General features: G+C 66.9%; 18 protein-coding genes. 10 read left to right on the top strand and 8 right to left on the bottom strand.

Annotated elements, in window-relative coordinates; all coding sequences use genetic code 11:
• Window positions 1–38: 38 nt before the first annotated feature.
• The gene (locus QZ546_RS11430; RefSeq protein WP_294237459.1) at window positions 39–824 is read left to right on the top strand and encodes a 3-hydroxybutyrate dehydrogenase; all 786 of its coding nucleotides are present in this window, start codon (window positions 39–41) and stop codon (window positions 822–824) included.
• Window positions 821–1441 (top strand): DUF4893 domain-containing protein, encoded by a 621-nt coding sequence (locus QZ546_RS11425; RefSeq protein ID WP_294237389.1) that lies wholly within the window; start codon window positions 821–823, stop codon window positions 1439–1441. The genes QZ546_RS11430 and QZ546_RS11425 overlap by 4 nt, the downstream gene beginning before the upstream one ends.
• Here the strand turns inward: QZ546_RS11425 and QZ546_RS11420 are convergent.
• The 4 genes from QZ546_RS11420 to aceA all read right to left on the bottom strand — a co-directional run bounded on the left by QZ546_RS11420 (window position 1387) and on the right by aceA (window position 4753).
• Window positions 1387–2067, bottom strand: a complete 681-nt coding sequence (locus tag QZ546_RS11420; RefSeq protein WP_294237386.1) for a hypothetical protein — start codon at window positions 2065–2067, stop codon at window positions 1387–1389. The two genes, QZ546_RS11425 and QZ546_RS11420, sit on opposite strands and share 55 nt — an antisense overlap.
• Window positions 2064–3035: a cation diffusion facilitator family transporter gene (locus QZ546_RS11415; RefSeq protein ID WP_294237383.1), complete on the bottom strand. Its 972-nt coding sequence runs from the start codon at window positions 3033–3035 to the stop codon at window positions 2064–2066. Before QZ546_RS11415 ends, QZ546_RS11420 begins: the two co-directional genes overlap by 4 nt.
• A gap of 261 nt (window positions 3036–3296) precedes the next feature.
• Window positions 3297–3455: a hypothetical protein gene (locus QZ546_RS11410; protein WP_167345467.1), complete on the bottom strand. Its 159-nt coding sequence runs from the start codon at window positions 3453–3455 to the stop codon at window positions 3297–3299.
• Between the two features lie 20 nt (window positions 3456–3475).
• Complete coding sequence (gene aceA, locus QZ546_RS11405) at window positions 3476–4753, bottom strand: isocitrate lyase (protein ID WP_294237381.1); 1278 nt, start codon at window positions 4751–4753, stop codon at window positions 3476–3478.
• Between the two features lie 185 nt (window positions 4754–4938).
• On the opposite strand from aceA, the gene QZ546_RS11400 reads away from it, so the two are divergent.
• Both QZ546_RS11400 and QZ546_RS11395 read left to right on the top strand, forming a co-directional pair.
• Window positions 4939–6321, top strand: a complete 1383-nt coding sequence (locus tag QZ546_RS11400; RefSeq protein WP_294237380.1) for a short-chain fatty acyl-CoA regulator family protein — start codon at window positions 4939–4941, stop codon at window positions 6319–6321.
• 368 nt (window positions 6322–6689) lie between these two features.
• Window positions 6690–8648 carry an EAL domain-containing protein gene (locus QZ546_RS11395; RefSeq protein ID WP_294237377.1) on the top strand — a complete coding sequence of 653 codons (1959 nt, stop codon included), beginning with the start codon at window positions 6690–6692 and terminating at the stop codon, window positions 8646–8648.
• 19 nt (window positions 8649–8667) lie between these two features.
• Here QZ546_RS11395 and QZ546_RS11390 read toward each other — a convergent pair whose 3' ends face one another.
• The 3 genes from QZ546_RS11390 to QZ546_RS11380 form a co-directional block, all read right to left on the bottom strand.
• Window positions 8668–9033 carry a response regulator gene (locus QZ546_RS11390; RefSeq protein ID WP_294237374.1) on the bottom strand — a complete coding sequence of 122 codons (366 nt, stop codon included), beginning with the start codon at window positions 9031–9033 and terminating at the stop codon, window positions 8668–8670.
• Between the two features lie 67 nt (window positions 9034–9100).
• A complete protein-coding gene (locus QZ546_RS11385; protein WP_294237370.1) occupies window positions 9101–10057 on the bottom strand; it encodes an aldo/keto reductase in 957 nt (318 codons plus the stop codon).
• 5 nt (window positions 10058–10062) lie between these two features.
• On the bottom strand, window positions 10063–10260 hold the full coding sequence (locus QZ546_RS11380) for a hypothetical protein (protein ID WP_294237367.1): 198 nt from the start codon (window positions 10258–10260) through the stop codon (window positions 10063–10065).
• Between the two features lie 103 nt (window positions 10261–10363).
• Between QZ546_RS11380 and QZ546_RS11375 the strand changes: the two genes are divergently transcribed.
• Window positions 10364–10813: a DUF4126 family protein gene (locus QZ546_RS11375; RefSeq protein ID WP_294237365.1), complete on the top strand. Its 450-nt coding sequence runs from the start codon at window positions 10364–10366 to the stop codon at window positions 10811–10813.
• 241 nt (window positions 10814–11054) lie between these two features.
• Window positions 11055–11507 (top strand): hypothetical protein, encoded by a 453-nt coding sequence (locus tag QZ546_RS11370; protein ID WP_294237362.1) that lies wholly within the window; start codon window positions 11055–11057, stop codon window positions 11505–11507.
• 37 nt (window positions 11508–11544) lie between these two features.
• On the opposite strand, the gene QZ546_RS11365 is transcribed toward QZ546_RS11370, so the two are convergent.
• Window positions 11545–12720 (bottom strand): Gfo/Idh/MocA family oxidoreductase, encoded by a 1176-nt coding sequence (locus QZ546_RS11365; protein WP_294237359.1) that lies wholly within the window; start codon window positions 12718–12720, stop codon window positions 11545–11547.
• Between the two features lie 119 nt (window positions 12721–12839).
• On the opposite strand from QZ546_RS11365, the gene QZ546_RS11360 reads away from it, so the two are divergent.
• From QZ546_RS11360 to QZ546_RS11345, 4 genes are all read left to right on the top strand, one after another.
• Window positions 12840–13232: a cytochrome c family protein gene (locus tag QZ546_RS11360; RefSeq protein ID WP_294237356.1), complete on the top strand. Its 393-nt coding sequence runs from the start codon at window positions 12840–12842 to the stop codon at window positions 13230–13232.
• 17 nt (window positions 13233–13249) lie between these two features.
• Complete coding sequence (locus tag QZ546_RS11355; RefSeq protein ID WP_294237456.1) at window positions 13250–14290, top strand: sugar phosphate isomerase/epimerase; 1041 nt, start codon at window positions 13250–13252, stop codon at window positions 14288–14290.
• Between the two features lie 69 nt (window positions 14291–14359).
• The gene (locus QZ546_RS11350; protein ID WP_294237354.1) at window positions 14360–15667 is read left to right on the top strand and encodes a sugar MFS transporter; all 1308 of its coding nucleotides are present in this window, start codon (window positions 14360–14362) and stop codon (window positions 15665–15667) included.
• Window positions 15664–16584, top strand: coding sequence for a TIM barrel protein (locus QZ546_RS11345; RefSeq protein ID WP_294237352.1), 921 nt, complete (start codon window positions 15664–15666; stop codon window positions 16582–16584). Before QZ546_RS11350 ends, QZ546_RS11345 begins: the two co-directional genes overlap by 4 nt.
• Window positions 16585–16587: the final 3 nt, after the last annotated feature.

Here is a 16587-nt window from a genome sequence, read left to right as displayed (position 1 = left end):
TGACCGCATGGTGCGGGGTAGGCGCAAGGGAGAAGATGATGTTCCTGAAGGGCAAGACGGCGGTGATCTCGGGTTCCACCTCGGGCATCGGCCTGGCCTATGCCAAGGCGCTGGCGGCGGAGGGCGCGGCGATCGTGCTCAACGGTTTCGGCGAGGCGGATGCGATCGAGGCGAACCGTGCCGAACTGGAAAAACTGAGCGGCGCGCAGGCGCTGTACGATCCCGCCGACATGACCAGGCCGGATCAGATCGCGGCGATGATCGACCGCGCGGCGGCGGAAACCGGCTCGGTCGACATCGTCATCAACAATGCCGGTATCCAGCATGTCGCCCCGATCACCGAATTTCCGGTCGAGAAATGGGATGCGATCATCGCGATCAACCTGTCCTCCGCCTGGCACATGATGCGCGCGGCCATTCCGCACATGCGCAAGCAAGGCTGGGGCCGGATCATCACCACAGCCTCGGCGCACAGCCTGGTCGCGAGCCCGAATAAATCGGCCTATGTCGCGGCCAAGCACGGCGTGGTCGGCATCACCAAGACGGTGGCGCTGGAGGTCGCGACCGACGGCATCACCGCCAACTGCATCTCGCCCGGCTATGTCTGGACGCCTTTGGTCGAGAACCAGATTCCCGACACGATGAAGGCGCGCGGCCTGACCCGCGAGCAGGTGATCGACGATGTCCTGCTGAAGGCGCAACCGACCAAGGAATTCGTGACGATCGAACAGGTCGCGGCGCTGGCGCTGTTCCTGTGCCGGGACGAGGCCAAGTCGATCACCGGCGCCAACCTGTCGGTCGATGGCGGCTGGACCGCGCAATGAGGGCCGGGCGGCTGATCCTCGGCGCGACCATCGCGGTCATGGCACTCGGCTCCTCCCAGGCGCGCCGCGTGCAGGAGGCGAGCGACTGGCGGCTGGCGGCGACCGAGGAGGATCGCGTCCGGATACGCGGCTGGCGCACGGCCTGGATCAAGGGGCTGGCCCAGGCGCGGGGCGGGGGTGCTGCGGCGGACATCGCGGCGCTGGGCCTGCTCGCCGATCCGGACCATTCGATCGCCGGGCCCGAACTGCCCGATGGCGAGTATCGGTGTCGCACGATCAAGATGGGGACGCAGGGACGCGCGACCCTGACCTATGTCGCCTATCCCTATTTCCGGTGCCGGGTATCGCAGAAGGGCGCGCAGCTGGCGAAGATCGACGGGTCGCAGCGGTTGAGCGGGCGGATCTATCCCGACACCGATGCGCGCAGTATCTTCCTGGGCACGCTGATCCTGGGCGACGAGGAGCGGTCCTATGCCTATGGCCGCGACCGGGCGCGCGACATGGCGGGCGTGGTCGAGCGGATCGAGCCGCAGCGCTGGCGGATCGCCTTTCCGTTCCCGGCTTACGAGTCGGTGGTCGACATTCTCGAACTGGTGCCCGCCGCCCCGGCGCCTTGAGGGGCGGGGGGTACCGCCGGCGCCGCTGTGAGGGGGGCGCCGGTCGGCGCGGCGGGAGCCGCCTGGAGCGGTGGCAGCGAGGCGAGATAGGCCTTGCCATGCTGCCCGATCACCGTGACCCGGTCCTTGTTCGCCTCGGCCACGGCCTTCAGATAGGAACGCGGCTTCTTCATCAACTCGGGATGGTCCAGGCCGACCAGGCCCAGCCGCCGCGCCGCTTCCTGCACGAAATGGATGCAGTTGCGGTTGTTGAGATTATAATGGGCGTCCCCGGTCTTCTCGTCCCAGGCGGCGACCAGCGCCAGGATGTCGGCATATTGCGCGTCGGTCATGACGTAGGAGAATTGCGCGTCGCTGGTCGCGATATAGAAGGGCTTGGAGATATCCAGCCGCCCCTTGACCGTGCCCATCAGCAGCGCGGGCGAGATCGACTTGGCGGTGAAGCCGTAATTGGCATCGACCGGCTGGCCCGTGGCCTCGACCGTGCCGCGCAGGCTGAAGAAGGTGTGCGGGAAGCTGTCGCCCAGCTCGTGACTCCAGAAGGTGATGGTCACCGCGGCCTGGGCGGGCATGGCGCAGCCCAGCGCGAGGAACAGCAGCGCCGCGAGTCGAAGAAGCTTGGTCATGACCGATCTCCTAGCGCAGTTTGGGGCGCCGCCGCAGCGGCATTTTCATGCTTTTCCGGGCGGATATAGATGGACGACAGGCTGGGCACGGCCTTTCGCAGATCATCCTCGAGCACTTCGATCATCGTCTCGGCGGCGCCCATCGGCAGGCTGTCGACGAAATCGGCGCTGATCGCCGCGAAGATGCTGTCGGGCGCGGTATGGATTGTGCGGACATGGTTGACGCGCGTGATCCAGGGACGCGCGGCGACGATCGCCCGAATGCGCTCGACCACCTCGGGGTCCGCCCGTTCGCCGATCAGCAGCCCCTTGGACTCGCGGGCGAGCAGGATGGCGACCAGGCCCAGCACGATCCCGATCAGGATCGAGGCGACCCCGTCGATGCGCGCATCCCCGGTCGCGTGCGACAGCCACACGCCGAGCGCGGCGATGACCAGACCCGCCAGCGCCGCCGAATCCTCGAACAGCACGATGAAGCCCGGCGGGTCCTTGGAGTCATGGATTGCGCGCCACCAGCCGCTGTCGCCCTTGGTCCGCGAAAATTCGCGCACCGCGATCGTCCAGCTGGCGCCTTCCAGCGCGAAGGCGATGGCCAGGACGATATAGTTGACCGTCGGATCGCGCAGCGGCTCGGGCGTCTGGATGTGCAGCCAGCCCTCATAGATGGAGATGCCCGAGCCCAGCGCGAAGATCATGATCGCGACGACGAACGCCCAGAAATAGAGTTCGCGGCCATAGCCGAAGGGGTGGATCGCATCCGGCCCGCGCTTCGCGCGCTTCTGGCCATAGAGCAGCAGGATCTGGTTGCCGCTGTCGACCACCGAATGCACGCCCTCGGTCAGCATCGAGGAGGATCCGGTGATCCCGGCCGCGACGAACTTAGCGATGCCGATGCCCAGATTGGCGGCCAGCGCGCCATACAGGACGATATTCTCGCGAATGCGCGCGGTCAGGCCGGTGTCGGGCATGGCGGGTTAAGCGTGCGATGGGGGCGGTTGTTCCGTGGGGCCAACAAAGGGGATGGGGGGGCTTATCCCATCCTCCGTTCAGCCTGAGCGCAGTCGAAGGCCACGGGACTCCTTGGCAGAGGTCGGGACGTGCACTTCGACTTCGCTCAGTGCGAACGGGGTGGGGGCTTGATACCGTCCGCCGTTCAGCCTGAGCGAAGTCGAAGGCCATGGGATGCCCGGCAAGGGCGAGGGGCCTCAATCGTCACCCCCGCGCAAGAGTCACGATGCGATGCGTCCCAGCCGGTGGTACAGATGCGCGAACTTGATCGAGCGGGGGTCGTCGGCGACACGCTTGACGTGTTCGGCGATGGCTTCCTTCATCAGTGCGAAGTCCTCGGTGGAGAAGACGGCGCGGCTGCGTTGCGGTTCGGTCGGCATGGCATTTTCTCCTTTGGTATTTATGCGGCCTGGACGAACTGGGCCGCCTCGGTGGATTCGGCGAGCGCGGTGGTCGAGCTGTCGCCGCCCGCCGCGATCTGCGCGATCAGGTCGAAATAGCCGGTCCCCACCTCGCGCTGGTGGCGGGTCGCGGTATAGCCATGCGCCTCGGCGGCGAACTCGGCCTGTTGCAGCGCCGAATAGGCGGCCATGCCGCGATCCCTGTACCCGCGCGCCAGCTCGAACATTCCGTAATTCAGCTGGTGGAAGCCGGCGAGCGTGACGAACTGGAACTTGTACCCCATCGCTCCGATCTCCCGCTGGAAACGGGCGATGTCGTCGCGGTCGAGATTCGCCTCCCAGTTGAAGCTGGGCGAGCAGTTATAGGCCAGCATCTTGTCCGGATGCTCGCGCCGGATCGCCTCGGCGAAGCGGCGGGCGTCGGCGAGATTGGGCTTGGACGTCTCCCACCACAACAGATCGGCATGGGGCGCGAAGGCCAGTCCGCGCTTGATGCAATGGTCGACGCCGGTGCCCTCCTTCAGGCGGAAGAACCCTTCCGCCGTGCGCTCGCCGGTCAGGAATTCGGCATCGCGCCGGTCGACGTCTGAGGTGATCAGCCGCGCGCTTTCCGCATCGGTGCGTGCGCAGATCACGGTCGGCACGCCCGCCACGTCCGCCGCCAGTCGCGCGGCATCCAGGTTGCGGATATGCGCCGCCGTCGGGATCAGCACCTTGCCGCCCAGATGACCGCACTTCTTCTCCGAGGCCAGCTGGTCCTCGAAATGCACGCCCGCTGCGCCCGCCGCGATATAGGCCTTCATGATCTCATGACAGTTCAGCGGTCCGCCGAACCCGGCCTCGGCATCGGCGATGATCGGCGCGAACCAGTCGCGCGTTGCGCCGCCTTCGGCATGTTCGATCTGGTCGGCGCGCGCCAGCGTCGCGTTGATCCGCTTCGCCAGTTCGGGCCCGGCATTGGCGGGGTAGAGCGACTGGTCGGGGTACATCTGCCCGGCGGTGTTGGCGTCCGCCGCGACCTGCCAACCCGAGAGATAGATGGCCTTCAGCCCGGCGCGGACCATCTGCATCGCCTGATTGCCCGACAGCGCGCCCAGTGCATGGACATAATCCTCGCTCTTCAGCAGCTCCCACAGCTTCAGCGCGCCGCGCCGCGCCAGCGTATGCTCGACCGCGATCGACCCGCGCAGCCGCGCGACATCGGCGGGCGTGTAGGGCCGGGCGATGCCGTCGAACCGTCCGGCGGGGGCGGGGATCAGATCCTGGAAAGTCGGCATCGCATCATCCTTTACAATTGGTTCGTTCTTGACGCGCAGATTGCGCGGCATGTGACGGGGAATGAAGTGGTTGCGCTACTTTTGGCGCGTCATCGCGTCGGAGTAGCGGCTGATGCGATCGGTCGTAGTGTAAAGAATTGACACGCCAGCGCGCCTCGCGCAGCCTGCGCGCAGGAGGGCAGGTCATGAGCACCGCGAAGCTGATCGCCGGACACGCCGTGCGCCGGGTGCGTCGCCAGAACGGCCTGTCGCAGGCCGCCATGGCCGAGATGCTGGATATTTCGCCCAGCTATCTCAACCTGATCGAGCGTAACCAGCGCCCCGTCTCGGCAGCGCTGCTGGTCCGGCTGGTCGAGACGTTCGACTTCGATCCCCGCGCCCTGACGGCGGCGGCACCGGGCGGGGGGAGTGCGGCGATGCGGCGGCGACTGGCCGATCCGATGTTCGCCGATCTGGAAATCGACCGCAGCGAGCTGGAGGAATGGCTGGCGGCGGCGCCGGGCGGGGCGGAGGCGTTCGCGCGGGCCTTTGACCGGCTCGCCGGGGCGGGCGGGGGACATGGTGATGCGGCCGCCACGCCGGACCCCACCCTGCTGGTCCGGCGCGAGATCGAGCGGTGGCGAAACCATTTTCCCGATCTCGACAGCGCCGCAGAATTGCTGGCCGACGAATTGCGCCTGGCCTCGGGCGACCTTCACGCGGCGCTGACCGAGCGGTTGCGGGTCCGCCACGCCTTGTCGATCCGGGTATTGCCGGTCGACATCATGCCCGATCGGCTGGTCCGCCTGGACTTGCACGCCCGGCAATTGCAGCTGTCGGAGATGCTGGAACCGTCGGGACGGGTCTTTGCGCTCGCCGTGCAGCTCGCCCAGTCCGAAATGCGCGGCGAGATCGACGCGCTGGCGCGGGGCGCGGCGTTCGGCGATCGGATCGCCGAGCGGCTGTTCCGGCGCTATCTGGCGCAGTATTTCGCGGCGGCGCTCGTCATGCCCTATGCCCGTTTCCTGCGCGCGTGCGAGGCGACGGGCTATGACCTGGCCATTCTCCGCCGCCGGTTCGGCGTGTCGCACGAGCAGCTGGCGCATCGGTTGACGACCCTCAACCGCGTCGGTGCGCGCGGGCTGCCCTTCTTTCTGATGCGGATCGACCGGGCGGGGCAGGTGTCGAAGCGGCTGGTCGGCGCGGCCGATGCCGGGCTGGTCGATGGCGAGGCGCTGTGCCCCCTCTGGAACGCGCTGGCGGCATTCGACCGGGCGGGCGAGCCGCTTGTCGAACGCGTCGTCCTGCCCGAGGGGACGTCCTTCGTCACGATCGCGCAAAGGGTCGAGCGGGCGGGACGGTCGCCGACGGGCATGGCCGCCCGGTTCGTGGTCCTCCTGGGACTGGCGGCCGAGCTGTCCGGGCAATGGGGTCCTGTGCCGGGGCTGGAGCCGGTGCCGATCGGGCCGGGATGCCGTCGTTGCCCACGCGCCGACTGTCCGCAGCGCTCGCTTCCCGCCATCGGGCGTGCCCTGTTGGTCAATGAGCGCGAACGGACCGTCGCGTCGCTGCCCTGTGCGGGCGATTAGGTCCGCTCGCCATCTACCTGCCCGCTCGTGCCGGAGTGAAGAGAGGGAGGAAAATCCGGATCCTTGAATGTCGATCCGCCTCGAACCCCGATCCCGCAACGCTCGTCCATGGTTACGCCAGCGCGGCCTCCCGGGGCATGGATCAGGTGGCAAAGGCTTGGGGTCAAAGTCTTTTAACCGGTTAATCGTCGATTTTTAGTGAGGTCGCGGACATTTGAAATTCCTCGGCGAGCTTTCACCACTTGTAAGGGGTCGCCCTATAACAACATGCCCCGATGATTTGGTTTGTTTCCCGTCTACGTTCTCTGGAATTCCGGTCGGCGGTCCTGCTGTCGACCGTGCTGTGTCTTTCCATCGCGCTCAGCCTGATGGGCTTATCGATTCATCGGCAATTGGTATCGACGATCGGGGTAACCGGACGGCTCGCGACGCAGATCGAGAATTATGCGGCGACCGATGCCCAGCTTCGCGTGCTGCGCATCCGCCTCACGGAATTGATCCGAGGGGCCGACCAGCAGGGCCCCGAAGCGGATGCCCGGTGGCGGGCGACCGAGAGGGCGATCAGCGCGCAACGGGTCCAGGCCGCCAGGGACGATCTTGCCCTGTCCCCCCATGGCGGTCTTGCCCTGGCGCGAGTGCGCGTGGCCGAACGGCATTTGGTTCATGTGACTCAGGCCCTGATGCGGGAAGTGCGGGCCGATCCCAAGGGGCGATCCGACGCGATGCCGCACTTCGACCGCGCGCTGCGCAGCCTGTCCTATTGGCGCGAGGAGTTGCGCCGCAACCTGCACCGGGAATTGACCGAGCGGAATCGGCAGGCGGACATGCTCGCGCGTCGGGCGCTGGTCGAGATGACGCTGGCGGCACTGCTGATGCTGGCGGTGGTCGGCGCGCTGATCCTGTGGCTTCGCTGGCGCATCATCGGGCCCTTGATGACGATCGTGTCCGCCGTGCGGGCAATGCAGGGCGGGAAAGCATTGCCCGCTCTGACCTATGCCGGACGCCATGATGAACTGGGCGAACTGACCCGCGCCTTGCAGGCCTTCGCGCAGGAGACCGAGCAGCGCGAGAGGGTCCAGCGCCAGGTCGAATATCTGGCGCACCACGATTCCCTGACGGGGTTGGCGAACCGCCCGGTCTTTGCGGAACGTCTGGCCGCTGCGCTGGGCGCCGGGCAGCGGGTTGCGCTGCTGGCCATCGACCTGGACGGGTTCAAGGGTGTCAACGATACGCTGGGCCATGCGGCGGGGGACCTGCTGCTAAAACGGGCGAGCGCGATATTGACCGCGGCGACGGACGAAGGCGATGTCGTGGCACGCATCGGCGGCGACGAATTCGCCATCATCCATTATCTGCACGACGGCGCATGCGATGCCCAGGCCTTGGCGGATCGCATTTTCGGCGTCGTGGCGGCGGATTCGGCGACGCCGGCCATTCGCCTGAGCATCGGTATCGCCCTGTCGCATCGGCACGGCATCGAGTGCGACGAGCTTCAGGCCTGCGCCGACATCGCGCTGTATCGTGCCAAGGCCGATGGGCGCCACCGCGCCCGCCATTATGACGCGGCGATGGACGAGGAGCGGCGGCAGCGCCACTGGCTGACCCATGAACTGCGCGATGCCAGCGTACGCGGGGAGTTGAGCCTGGCGTTCCAGCCGATCGCCGATTGCGCGTCGCGCCGCATCATCGGGCAGGAGGCGCTGGCGCGCTGGACCCACCCGGTGCTGGGAGCGATCAGTCCCGACGTCTTTATCGGCCTCGCGGAGGAGAACGGCCTGATCGGCGAACTTGGTCACTATCTGCTGATCGAGGCGCTGGTGGCGGCGCGGGACTGGCCGAAGGATTGGATGCTGGCGATCAACCTGTCGCCGGTGCAGTTGCGCGATCCGTCGCTGGCGGCGCGGATCCTGGCGGCGATCGCCGACCATGGCCTCGATCCGTATCGCATCGAGGTGGAGGTGACCGAGGGCGTCCTGATCGAGCAGCGCGAAACCGCGACCGCCAACCTGCTCGCCTTGCGCGCGGAAGGGGTCGGGATCGTCATGGACGATTTCGGGACCGGCTATTCCTCGCTCAGCAGCCTGCAGCAATTCCCGTTCGACAAGATCAAGATCGACCGCAGCTTCATCCGCGCCATGGACGCGCACTCACCAGCGCTCTCGATCGTGCGAGCGTCGATCGGCCTGGGACGCAGCCTGTGTATCCCCATCGTCGCCGAAGGTGTGGAAACCGAGGCACAATATGCGATGTTATGCAGTATGGGATGCGACCAGATCCAGGGGTATCTGATCGGTCATCCTTCCATTCATGAGGCCCAGGCCGCCTGACGGCCGATACGAGCCCGGGTCAGGCGACGTCTTCGGCGATCATCCGGATGATGTCGTGGCCGTTATAAGGTTTGGAAACGAAGCGCACTCCGTCGGGCAGATTGTCGGGCGTGTAGGTCTGACTGCCCGATGTGACCAGTACCGAGACATGGGGATGCGTTTCCTGTAGCCGGTTCGCCAGTGCGGCACCGTCGAGCGTCCCGGGCATCGCCACATCCGTGAAGACCGCCCGAATCTCCGGATGCCGGTCCAGCGCGACCAGTGCCTGGTCGGCGTTTTCCGCCTGGATGACCCGGAATCCGGCATCCTCCAGAGCGAACTGGACGTGGAGAAGGAGGAGCGGCTGATCTTCGACAATAAGAATGGTCGGTGAACGGGCTGTCATATTGCTGGCCTTAAGCACGAACGTATCAATCCGTTCCAGACTTAATATAAATTTAGTTTCGACGGGTTCAGGTACCGCTCTCGGTGAGGCGGGCCAGCTGTGCGTCGGACAGGGTGAGCCGCATGGCGGGGGTCAGTTCGCCAAGTTGCTTCGCGCTGGTCGCACTGGCGATCGGCGCGGTGACGCCCGGTTGCGCCATCAGCCAGGCCAGCGCGACCTGCGCCGGCGTGGCCCCGGTTTCCTCGGCCGTCTCGTCCAGGGCGGCCAGCACCGCGGCGCCCTTGCCATGCAGCAATTCGCCCATCTGCGCACCGCGCACGCTTTGCGACAGGTCCGCATCGCTGCGATATTTGCCGGTCAGGAATCCGGCGGCGAGCCCGTAATAGGGCACGACGCCGATATTCTCGGTGACGCAATAATCCTGAAGTTCGCCCTCGAACTTATGGCGGCTGACCAGATTATATTCGGGTTGCAGGACGTGGAAACGCGGCAGCCCGGCGGCGAGCGCCGCTTCATTGGCCGACTTCAGCCGCGCGGCGTGGAAGTTCGAGGCGCCGATGACGCGGACCTTGCCCGCCTCGACCAGCTTGGCGAACGCCTCCATCACCGCCTCCTGCGGCTGGTCTTCATCGTCCTGGTGCGCGAAATACAGGTCGATCCGGTCGGTGCCGAGCCGCCGGAGCGATGCCTCCGCCGCCGCCGCGATCCGGGCGGGGGCCAGCTTCTCGCCGCCTTCGCCGGGCAGCATCCCGACCTTGGTCGCGATCAGCACCTGGTCGCGCTTGCCGCTGGCCTTCAGCCATTCGCCGATCATCGTCTCGGACTCGCCGCCACGGTGCCCGTCGACCCAGGCGGAATAGACATCCGCCGTGTCGATCATCGTGCCGCCCTGGTCGACGAACGCGTCGAGCACCGCAAAGCTCGCCGCGCGGTCCGCCGTCCAGCCGAAGACATTGCCGCCCAGCACCAGCGGCGCGATCATCAGGTCGGTCGAGCCCAGGCGGCGAAGCGGCATGTCGGTCATCGGTATCAGCTTTCGTTATCGGTGGGATTTCCCTCCTCAACGCCCGAAGGGGCCATCGCGTTCAGATCGACCGCATTGGCGTCGAGCATCGCGGCGGCTTGGTTCAGCTGACGATTTTCCTCTTCGCTCAACCCCTTGGGCTGGTCGTGCGAGGAACAGGCGGCGAGCGACAGGAGCGCGGCGGCGGTCAGGATGCGGATCATGGGGCACATCATGCCAAAAGCGCGGCGCTTTGGGAAAGAGGGGAACCCGGCGGGGCGACCGATGCGTTGTCACGGTCAGGATTTGGGTAACGAGGTCAATGCCATGCTCGCATCTCTCAAAATGGGTCTGGTCGGCGGACAGCGGGCGATGACGCCGCTGGCGGCGGTGTCGATCGCGGCGGCGCGCGGGGAATTGCCGGTCGGCAAGGGGGTCCTGCGCTGGCTGGCCAACCCCATCGTCGCGGCGGGCACACTGGCGCTGGCCATCGGCGAGATGGCGGGCGACAAGCAGAAGACGGCGCCCGACCGCATCGTGCCCATCGGCCTGGCGGCGCGCTTCACGACCTCGGCCATTGCGGGCGCGGCGCTGGCCAGCCCGAAGCATCGCTGGTGGGGTGCGGCGATCGGCGGGGTGACGGCGGTGGTCGCCTCCTACCCCGGCTGGCGCGGGCGGATGGCGGCGCTGGGGCGCTATGGCCAGACAAAGACGGGCTTCGCCGAGGATGCGGCGGTGCTGGCGAGCGCGGTCGGGATCGTGCGGGGGCGGCGATAAGGGCTTTTCCGGTTCGCCCTGCCCTCGTAAATCAAGCCTTCCAGATGTGCGAGGCGCGAGGATGGCAGATGATCAAACCGCGACTCGATTGCGCGACGTGACCGAGCAGATATATCGCGCCTTTGCGACGGAGTGTCCTGCCAGCATTGATGGATGTCCGTGCTGTATCGCGGAGCGCGGCGTCGATGTCCTGCTGACCACGCCTCTGCGCCAAATCCCGGGCGAGGCTTTATAGCCTTATGTGTCCGGCGCTTTTCTGACCATAGGTTCCGTTGAGGATTTCCGGTATCTGCTCCCGCGCATATTGGAAGTCTCGGCATTCGAACCGGAAAATGCCAACAACCCCGAAATTGTGTTGGGCAAATTGTCGTTGGCGGGGTGGCAGTCCTGGCCAGCCGGTGAAACCCGCGCGATCCGCACGTTCATTGATGCGTGGTTCGACCATGCCCTTGGGGACGACTTGCTGGAGGCGGAGCAGGGATGGGTCGGCTGGGATGCGGAGGCCGTGCTGTGCGGCGCGTCGCGAGCCGGATTGCCGCTCGCCTCTTGGCTGGCCCGCCTGTGCGAACCGGATGCCGCGCTGGTGCTGGCGGACATGAGGCAGCGGCTGCCCGACGATCCGTTCGGGTTCTGGGAGACCGCGCCCGAGGGATATCGGGAATTGCAGACGATCCTGACAAAGGGGCGAGCCTGAATTCTTCTATTCCTCCCTTTGGAGGGAGGAATGCTTATCAACCAACTAGCGCCGGAAACGCCGTCCATTTCTCCCTCGACCGCGCGCTTTCCAGTACCGCCTCCACGAACGCCATCGTCCGCAGCCCAGGCTCCAGCCCCGGAAACCAGGTCGGCTCGCCCAGTGTCCCGCCAGTCGCCGGACCGCCGTCGCGCAAGGCCCCCGCCACCGCACGGTAAAGGTTGCCGAACGCCTCGATATAGCCCTCCGGATGGCCTGAGGGGGTGCGCAGCCGGGGAAGGGTCGTGGGGCTGAGCCCCGGACCGCCGGCACGAACGATCTCGGCCGGGCGGTCGAGCCAGCGCAGGGTCAGCGTGTTGGGCTCCATCTGCGACCATTCCAGCCCGCCCTTCTCGCCGTGAATGCGGATGCGCAGGCCATTCTCCTCGCCCGCCGCCACCTGCGTCGCGCGCAGCGTGCCGCGCGCGCCCTCGGCAAAGCGCAGCAGGACGTTGACGTCGTCGTCCAGCATCCGGCCCGCGACATGCGTGGTGACGTCGGCAGACAGCGCCTCGACCGCCAGGCCGGAGACATGCTCCGCCAGTTGAAAGGCGTGGGTGCCGATATCGCCCAGCGCGCCGCCCAGCCCGGCCCGCGCCGGATCGGTGCGCCATTCGGCCTGCTTGTTGCCTTCGCGGTCGAGCGGACTGCTGAGCCAGCCCTGCACATATTCGACATGGACCAGCCGGATGGTGCCGAAATCGCCGCGCGCGACCCGCGCCCGCGCCTCTTCGACCATCGGATAGCCGCTATAGGTGAAGGCGAGCGCATAGAGCTGGCCCGACGCCTGCGCCGCCTCCGCGATGGCGCGCGCTTCGGCGAGGTTCATCGCCATCGGCTTTTCGCTGAAGACCGGGAAACCGGCATTCAGTGCGGCGATGGCCATCGGCGCGTGGAGATGGTTGGGGGTGACGATCGCCACCGCGTCGATCCGCTCGCCCTCCGGCCGGGCGCGTTCGTCGGCGAGCAGCGCGTCGATGGTGGCATGGACGCGCGCCGGATCGAGGCCGAGCGCCTCGCCGCTGCGCCGGCTGCGTGTCGCATCGCTGCTGAAGGTGCCCGCGACCAGTTCCCAGTCGCCGTCCAGCGCCGCCGCCATCCGGTGCACGCCACCGATGAACGCGCCCTCGCCACCGCCCGCCATCGCCCATTTCAGCTTGCGTCCCGCCATCATTCTCTCCTGTCGCCCCCCATCGCTTATGTACGACATTACGGGGTTGCATGACGTTGGTTTAGCGGTAAACTCCGTTGTGAACCAGCGAGTCTGGAGAAGAAAATTACAGGAGAGCGAGGATGAGGCAGCTGATCGTGCTGGCCGCCGGGGTACCCGCCATGGTCGCCGTCCTTCTGGCCGTTCAGGCCCCCTCGGTCGCCCAGACCGCGCCCGCCGCCGGGGCGCAGGCCTTTGCCGCGTGTCGCGCGTGCCATACGCTGAACAAGGGCGGACGCAACGGCGTCGGCCCCAATCTGAACGGCGTGTTCGGGCGCAAGGCGGGCTCGGTTCCGGGCTTCAACTACTCCCCTGCGATGAAGGCCTCGGGCCTGACCTGGGACGACAAGACTTTGGGTGAATTCATCGCCGCGCCGATAAAGAAGGTGCCGGGCACGCGGATGCCGATCGGCGTCGCGGATCCCGCCAAGCGGGCCGCGCTAATCGCCTATCTCAAGGCCGAGACCGCCAAGTGAGCGGAGCCGCCCCCGTGATGCGCGGGCCGGGCGTCTTCCTGGCCCAGTTCATGGGCGATGCCGCACCGTTCGACACGCTCGACTCGGCGGCGCGCTGGATGGCGGAGGCGGGCTATAAGGGCGTGCAGATCCCGACCTGGGATGCGCGCTGCATCGACCTGAAAGCCGCCGCCGAGAGCCAGGATTATTGCGACGATCTGGCCGGGCGCTGCGCCGATGCGGGGGTGGCGATCACCGAGCTGTCGACGCATCTCCAGGGCCAACTGATCGCGGTGCACCCGGCCTATGACGCCGCCTTTGACGGCTTCGCGCCCGAAGCGGTGCGGGGCAAACCCGCCGAACGCCAGGCATGGGCGGTCGAGCAGCTGCGATACGCGGCCAAGGCGAGTCGGCGGCTGGGGCTGAAGGCCCATGCGACCTTCTCCGGCGCGTTGCTTTGGCCCTTCGTCTATCCCTGGCCGCAGCGGCCCGCCGGGCTGGTCGCGGAAGGCTTTGCCGAGCTGGGCAAGCGCTGGGGCCCCATACTGGATGTGTTCGAGGAAGAGGGCATCGACCTCTGTTATGAGCTGCATCCGGGCGAGGATCTGCACGACGGCACGAGTTTCGAACGCTTCCTGGAAGCGGTCGGCGGCCATGCCCGCGCCAATATCCTCTACGACCCCAGTCATTTCGTGCTGCAGGCGATGGATTATCTGCAATTCATCGACATCTATCACGACCGGATCCGCATGTTCCACGTCAAGGATGCCGAGTTCAACCCGACCGGCCGCGCGGGCGTCTATGGCAGCTATAGCGACTGGGTGGACCGGCCGGGGCGCTTCCGTTCGCTAGGCGATGGGCAGGTCGATTTCGGCGGCATTTTCTCCAAGCTGACCCAATATGGCTATGCCGGTTGGGCGGTGCTGGAATGGGAATGCTGCCTGAAGCATCCCGAGGACGGCGCGCGGGAAGGGGCCCCCTTCATCGCGGCGCACATGATCCGGCGGGCCGAGCGGGCCTTTGACGATTTCGCCGCTGGCGGCGATCCGGCCGCAAACCGCCGCTGGCTGGGATTGTAACGATTGCACAGGCTTGACCATCCGCCCCGGAAGGTAAAGTCTGACAAAAAACATAAGCAGGAGAGGGGCATGGAAGCGGTACCGGATAATCGGTCGCGTCTGTTCTGGCTGAGCGTGCTGGCCTTGTTCACGGCGGCGGCGAGCGCGGCCTTGCGCGCTGCGGTGGCAAGCAGCCTGAAGGCGCAGTGGATCGACCCCGTCGCGCCGGTACAGGCGGGCGAGCTGATCGGCTCGGCGCTGGGCTCGGCCTTTCTGGGCTTTGCCGCGACGCTGTTCGTGGCGAGCGCGCTGCTCGACCGGATCGGGACGCGGCAGATGCTGATCGGTTGCGGTGTGTGTTTCCTGGTCGGAACCACCGCGATCATCGGGGCCGGGCAGATCGCCAGCGGCATGGCGGTCTATCACATCGTCTGGGGCGGAATGCTGCTCAGCGGTATCGGCTGGGGCCTGGCGGAGGCGTCGATCAATCCGCTGACCGCGCGGCTTTATCCGGAGGATACGACGCACCGGCTGAACGTCCTTCACGCCTGGTATCCCGGCGGGCTGATCGTCGGCGGGCTGGCCGGCGTGCTGCTGGCGGAGATAGTGTCGTGGCAGGCGATCATGGCGCTGGTCCTGATCCCCGCGCTCGGCGTGCTGGCGATGGCCGCGACCACCCGCTTCCCGCCGGTCCCGCGCGCGGTGCGCGATGTCGGTTTCGGCGGCATGATCGCGGAAGTCTTCAAGCGGCCGAGCTTCTTCGTCTGGTTCGGCGCGATGTTCCTGACCGCCGCGTCCGAACTGGCGCCGGGCCAATGGCTCGACGTGGCGCTGAGCAGCCGGGTGGGGATGCGTGGCATCCTGCTTCTCGTGTATGTCAGCGCGCTGATGTTCGTGTTCCGCCACTTTGCCGGGCGGATCGCGGGGCGGCTGTCCAATCCGGGGCTGCTCTGGGTGTCGAGCCTGATGGCGGGCATCGGCCTGTTCCTGCTGTCGCGTGCGGAGTCGCCGGTCGCGGCGATCTTGGCCTCGACCGTCTGGGGGCTGGGGGTCTGTGCGATGTGGCCGACCATGCTCGCCTCGGTCGCCGAGCGTTATCCGCGCGGCGGGGCTTGGGCGCTCGGCCTTGTCGGGTCGGCGGGTGCGCTGTCGAGCTTCTTCGTCCTGCCGCAGCTGGGCGCGATGTTCGATGCCGCCAAGGTCGAGCTGGCCGGTGGGCCCGAGGCGTTCAAGCAGTTGACCGGCGAAGCGCTCCGCCAGGTCGAGGATGCGGCGGCGTCGCAGTCCTTCGCGCGCCTTGCCATCGTGCCGGTGATCCTGTTGTTCGTGTTCGGCGGCATCTGGCTGGCCGAGCGTCGAGGCCCGCGCCGCGCGGTGATCGGCGAGCGGGTCGCATGAGCGTGTCGCGCCGCACCGTCATGGGCGGCCTAGCCGCCGCCGTCCCCACCGCCGCGCTGGCGGAGCAGAAGGCGGGCGGGCCCTCCAACGCCGCACGCTTCTCCCTGGGCTTCGCGCCCCATCTGGGCAGCTTCGCCAGCCGGGGCGCGACGTCGGTCGAGCAGATCGCCTTTGCCGCCGATCAGGGTTTCTGGGCATGGGAGGACAATGAATATGCCCTGCGCCCGGTGGCCGAGCAGGAGGCGATCGCCAAGGCGCTTCGGCAACGCGGCATGACGATGGGCGTGTTCGTCGCCTCCATGCCCAAATGGTCGGAATCCCGACCGCTGCTGGGTGGCGAGGATGACGGTGAACGACAGGCCTTCCTGGCCGATGTCCGCAACGCGGTCGAGGTCGCCAAGCGCGCCAATGCCAAATGGGCGACCGTCGTCACCGGCTTCATGGACCGCAAGCTCCATCCGTCGATCCAGCAGGGGCGCATCATCGACGTGATGCGCCGAGCGGCCGAGATCGTCGCGCCGCACGGCCTGACACTGGTGATGGAGCCGCTCAACACCCGGACCAATCATCCGGGCGTCTTCATGCAGTCGATCGCGGAGGGCTATGCCGTCGCGCGGGGCGTGAACAGCCCCGGCGTTAAGGTGCTGGCCGACCTGTATCACGAGCAGATCCAGTCGGGGAATCTGATCCCGACGCTGAACCTCTGCTGGGACGAGATCGGCTATATCCAGTTCGGCGACAATCCGGGCCGCAACGAACCGGGCAGCGGCGAGGTCAACTATGCCAATGTCTGCCGCGTCCTGAAGCAGCGCGGCTACATGGGCGTGATCGGCATGGAGCATGGCAATTCGGTGAAGGGCCGTGCGGGCGAAGAGAGGCTGATCGCCGCGTATCGCGCGATCGACCCGAGCATATGAGGA

Origin of the sequence: uncultured Sphingomonas sp. (assembly GCF_913062585.1) — a bacterium.
Classification (GTDB): Bacteria; Pseudomonadota; Alphaproteobacteria; order Sphingomonadales; family Sphingomonadaceae; genus Sphingomonas.
The sequence above is the reverse complement of the archived record's forward strand: the minus strand, read 5'-3'. Positions and strand labels throughout refer to the sequence as shown.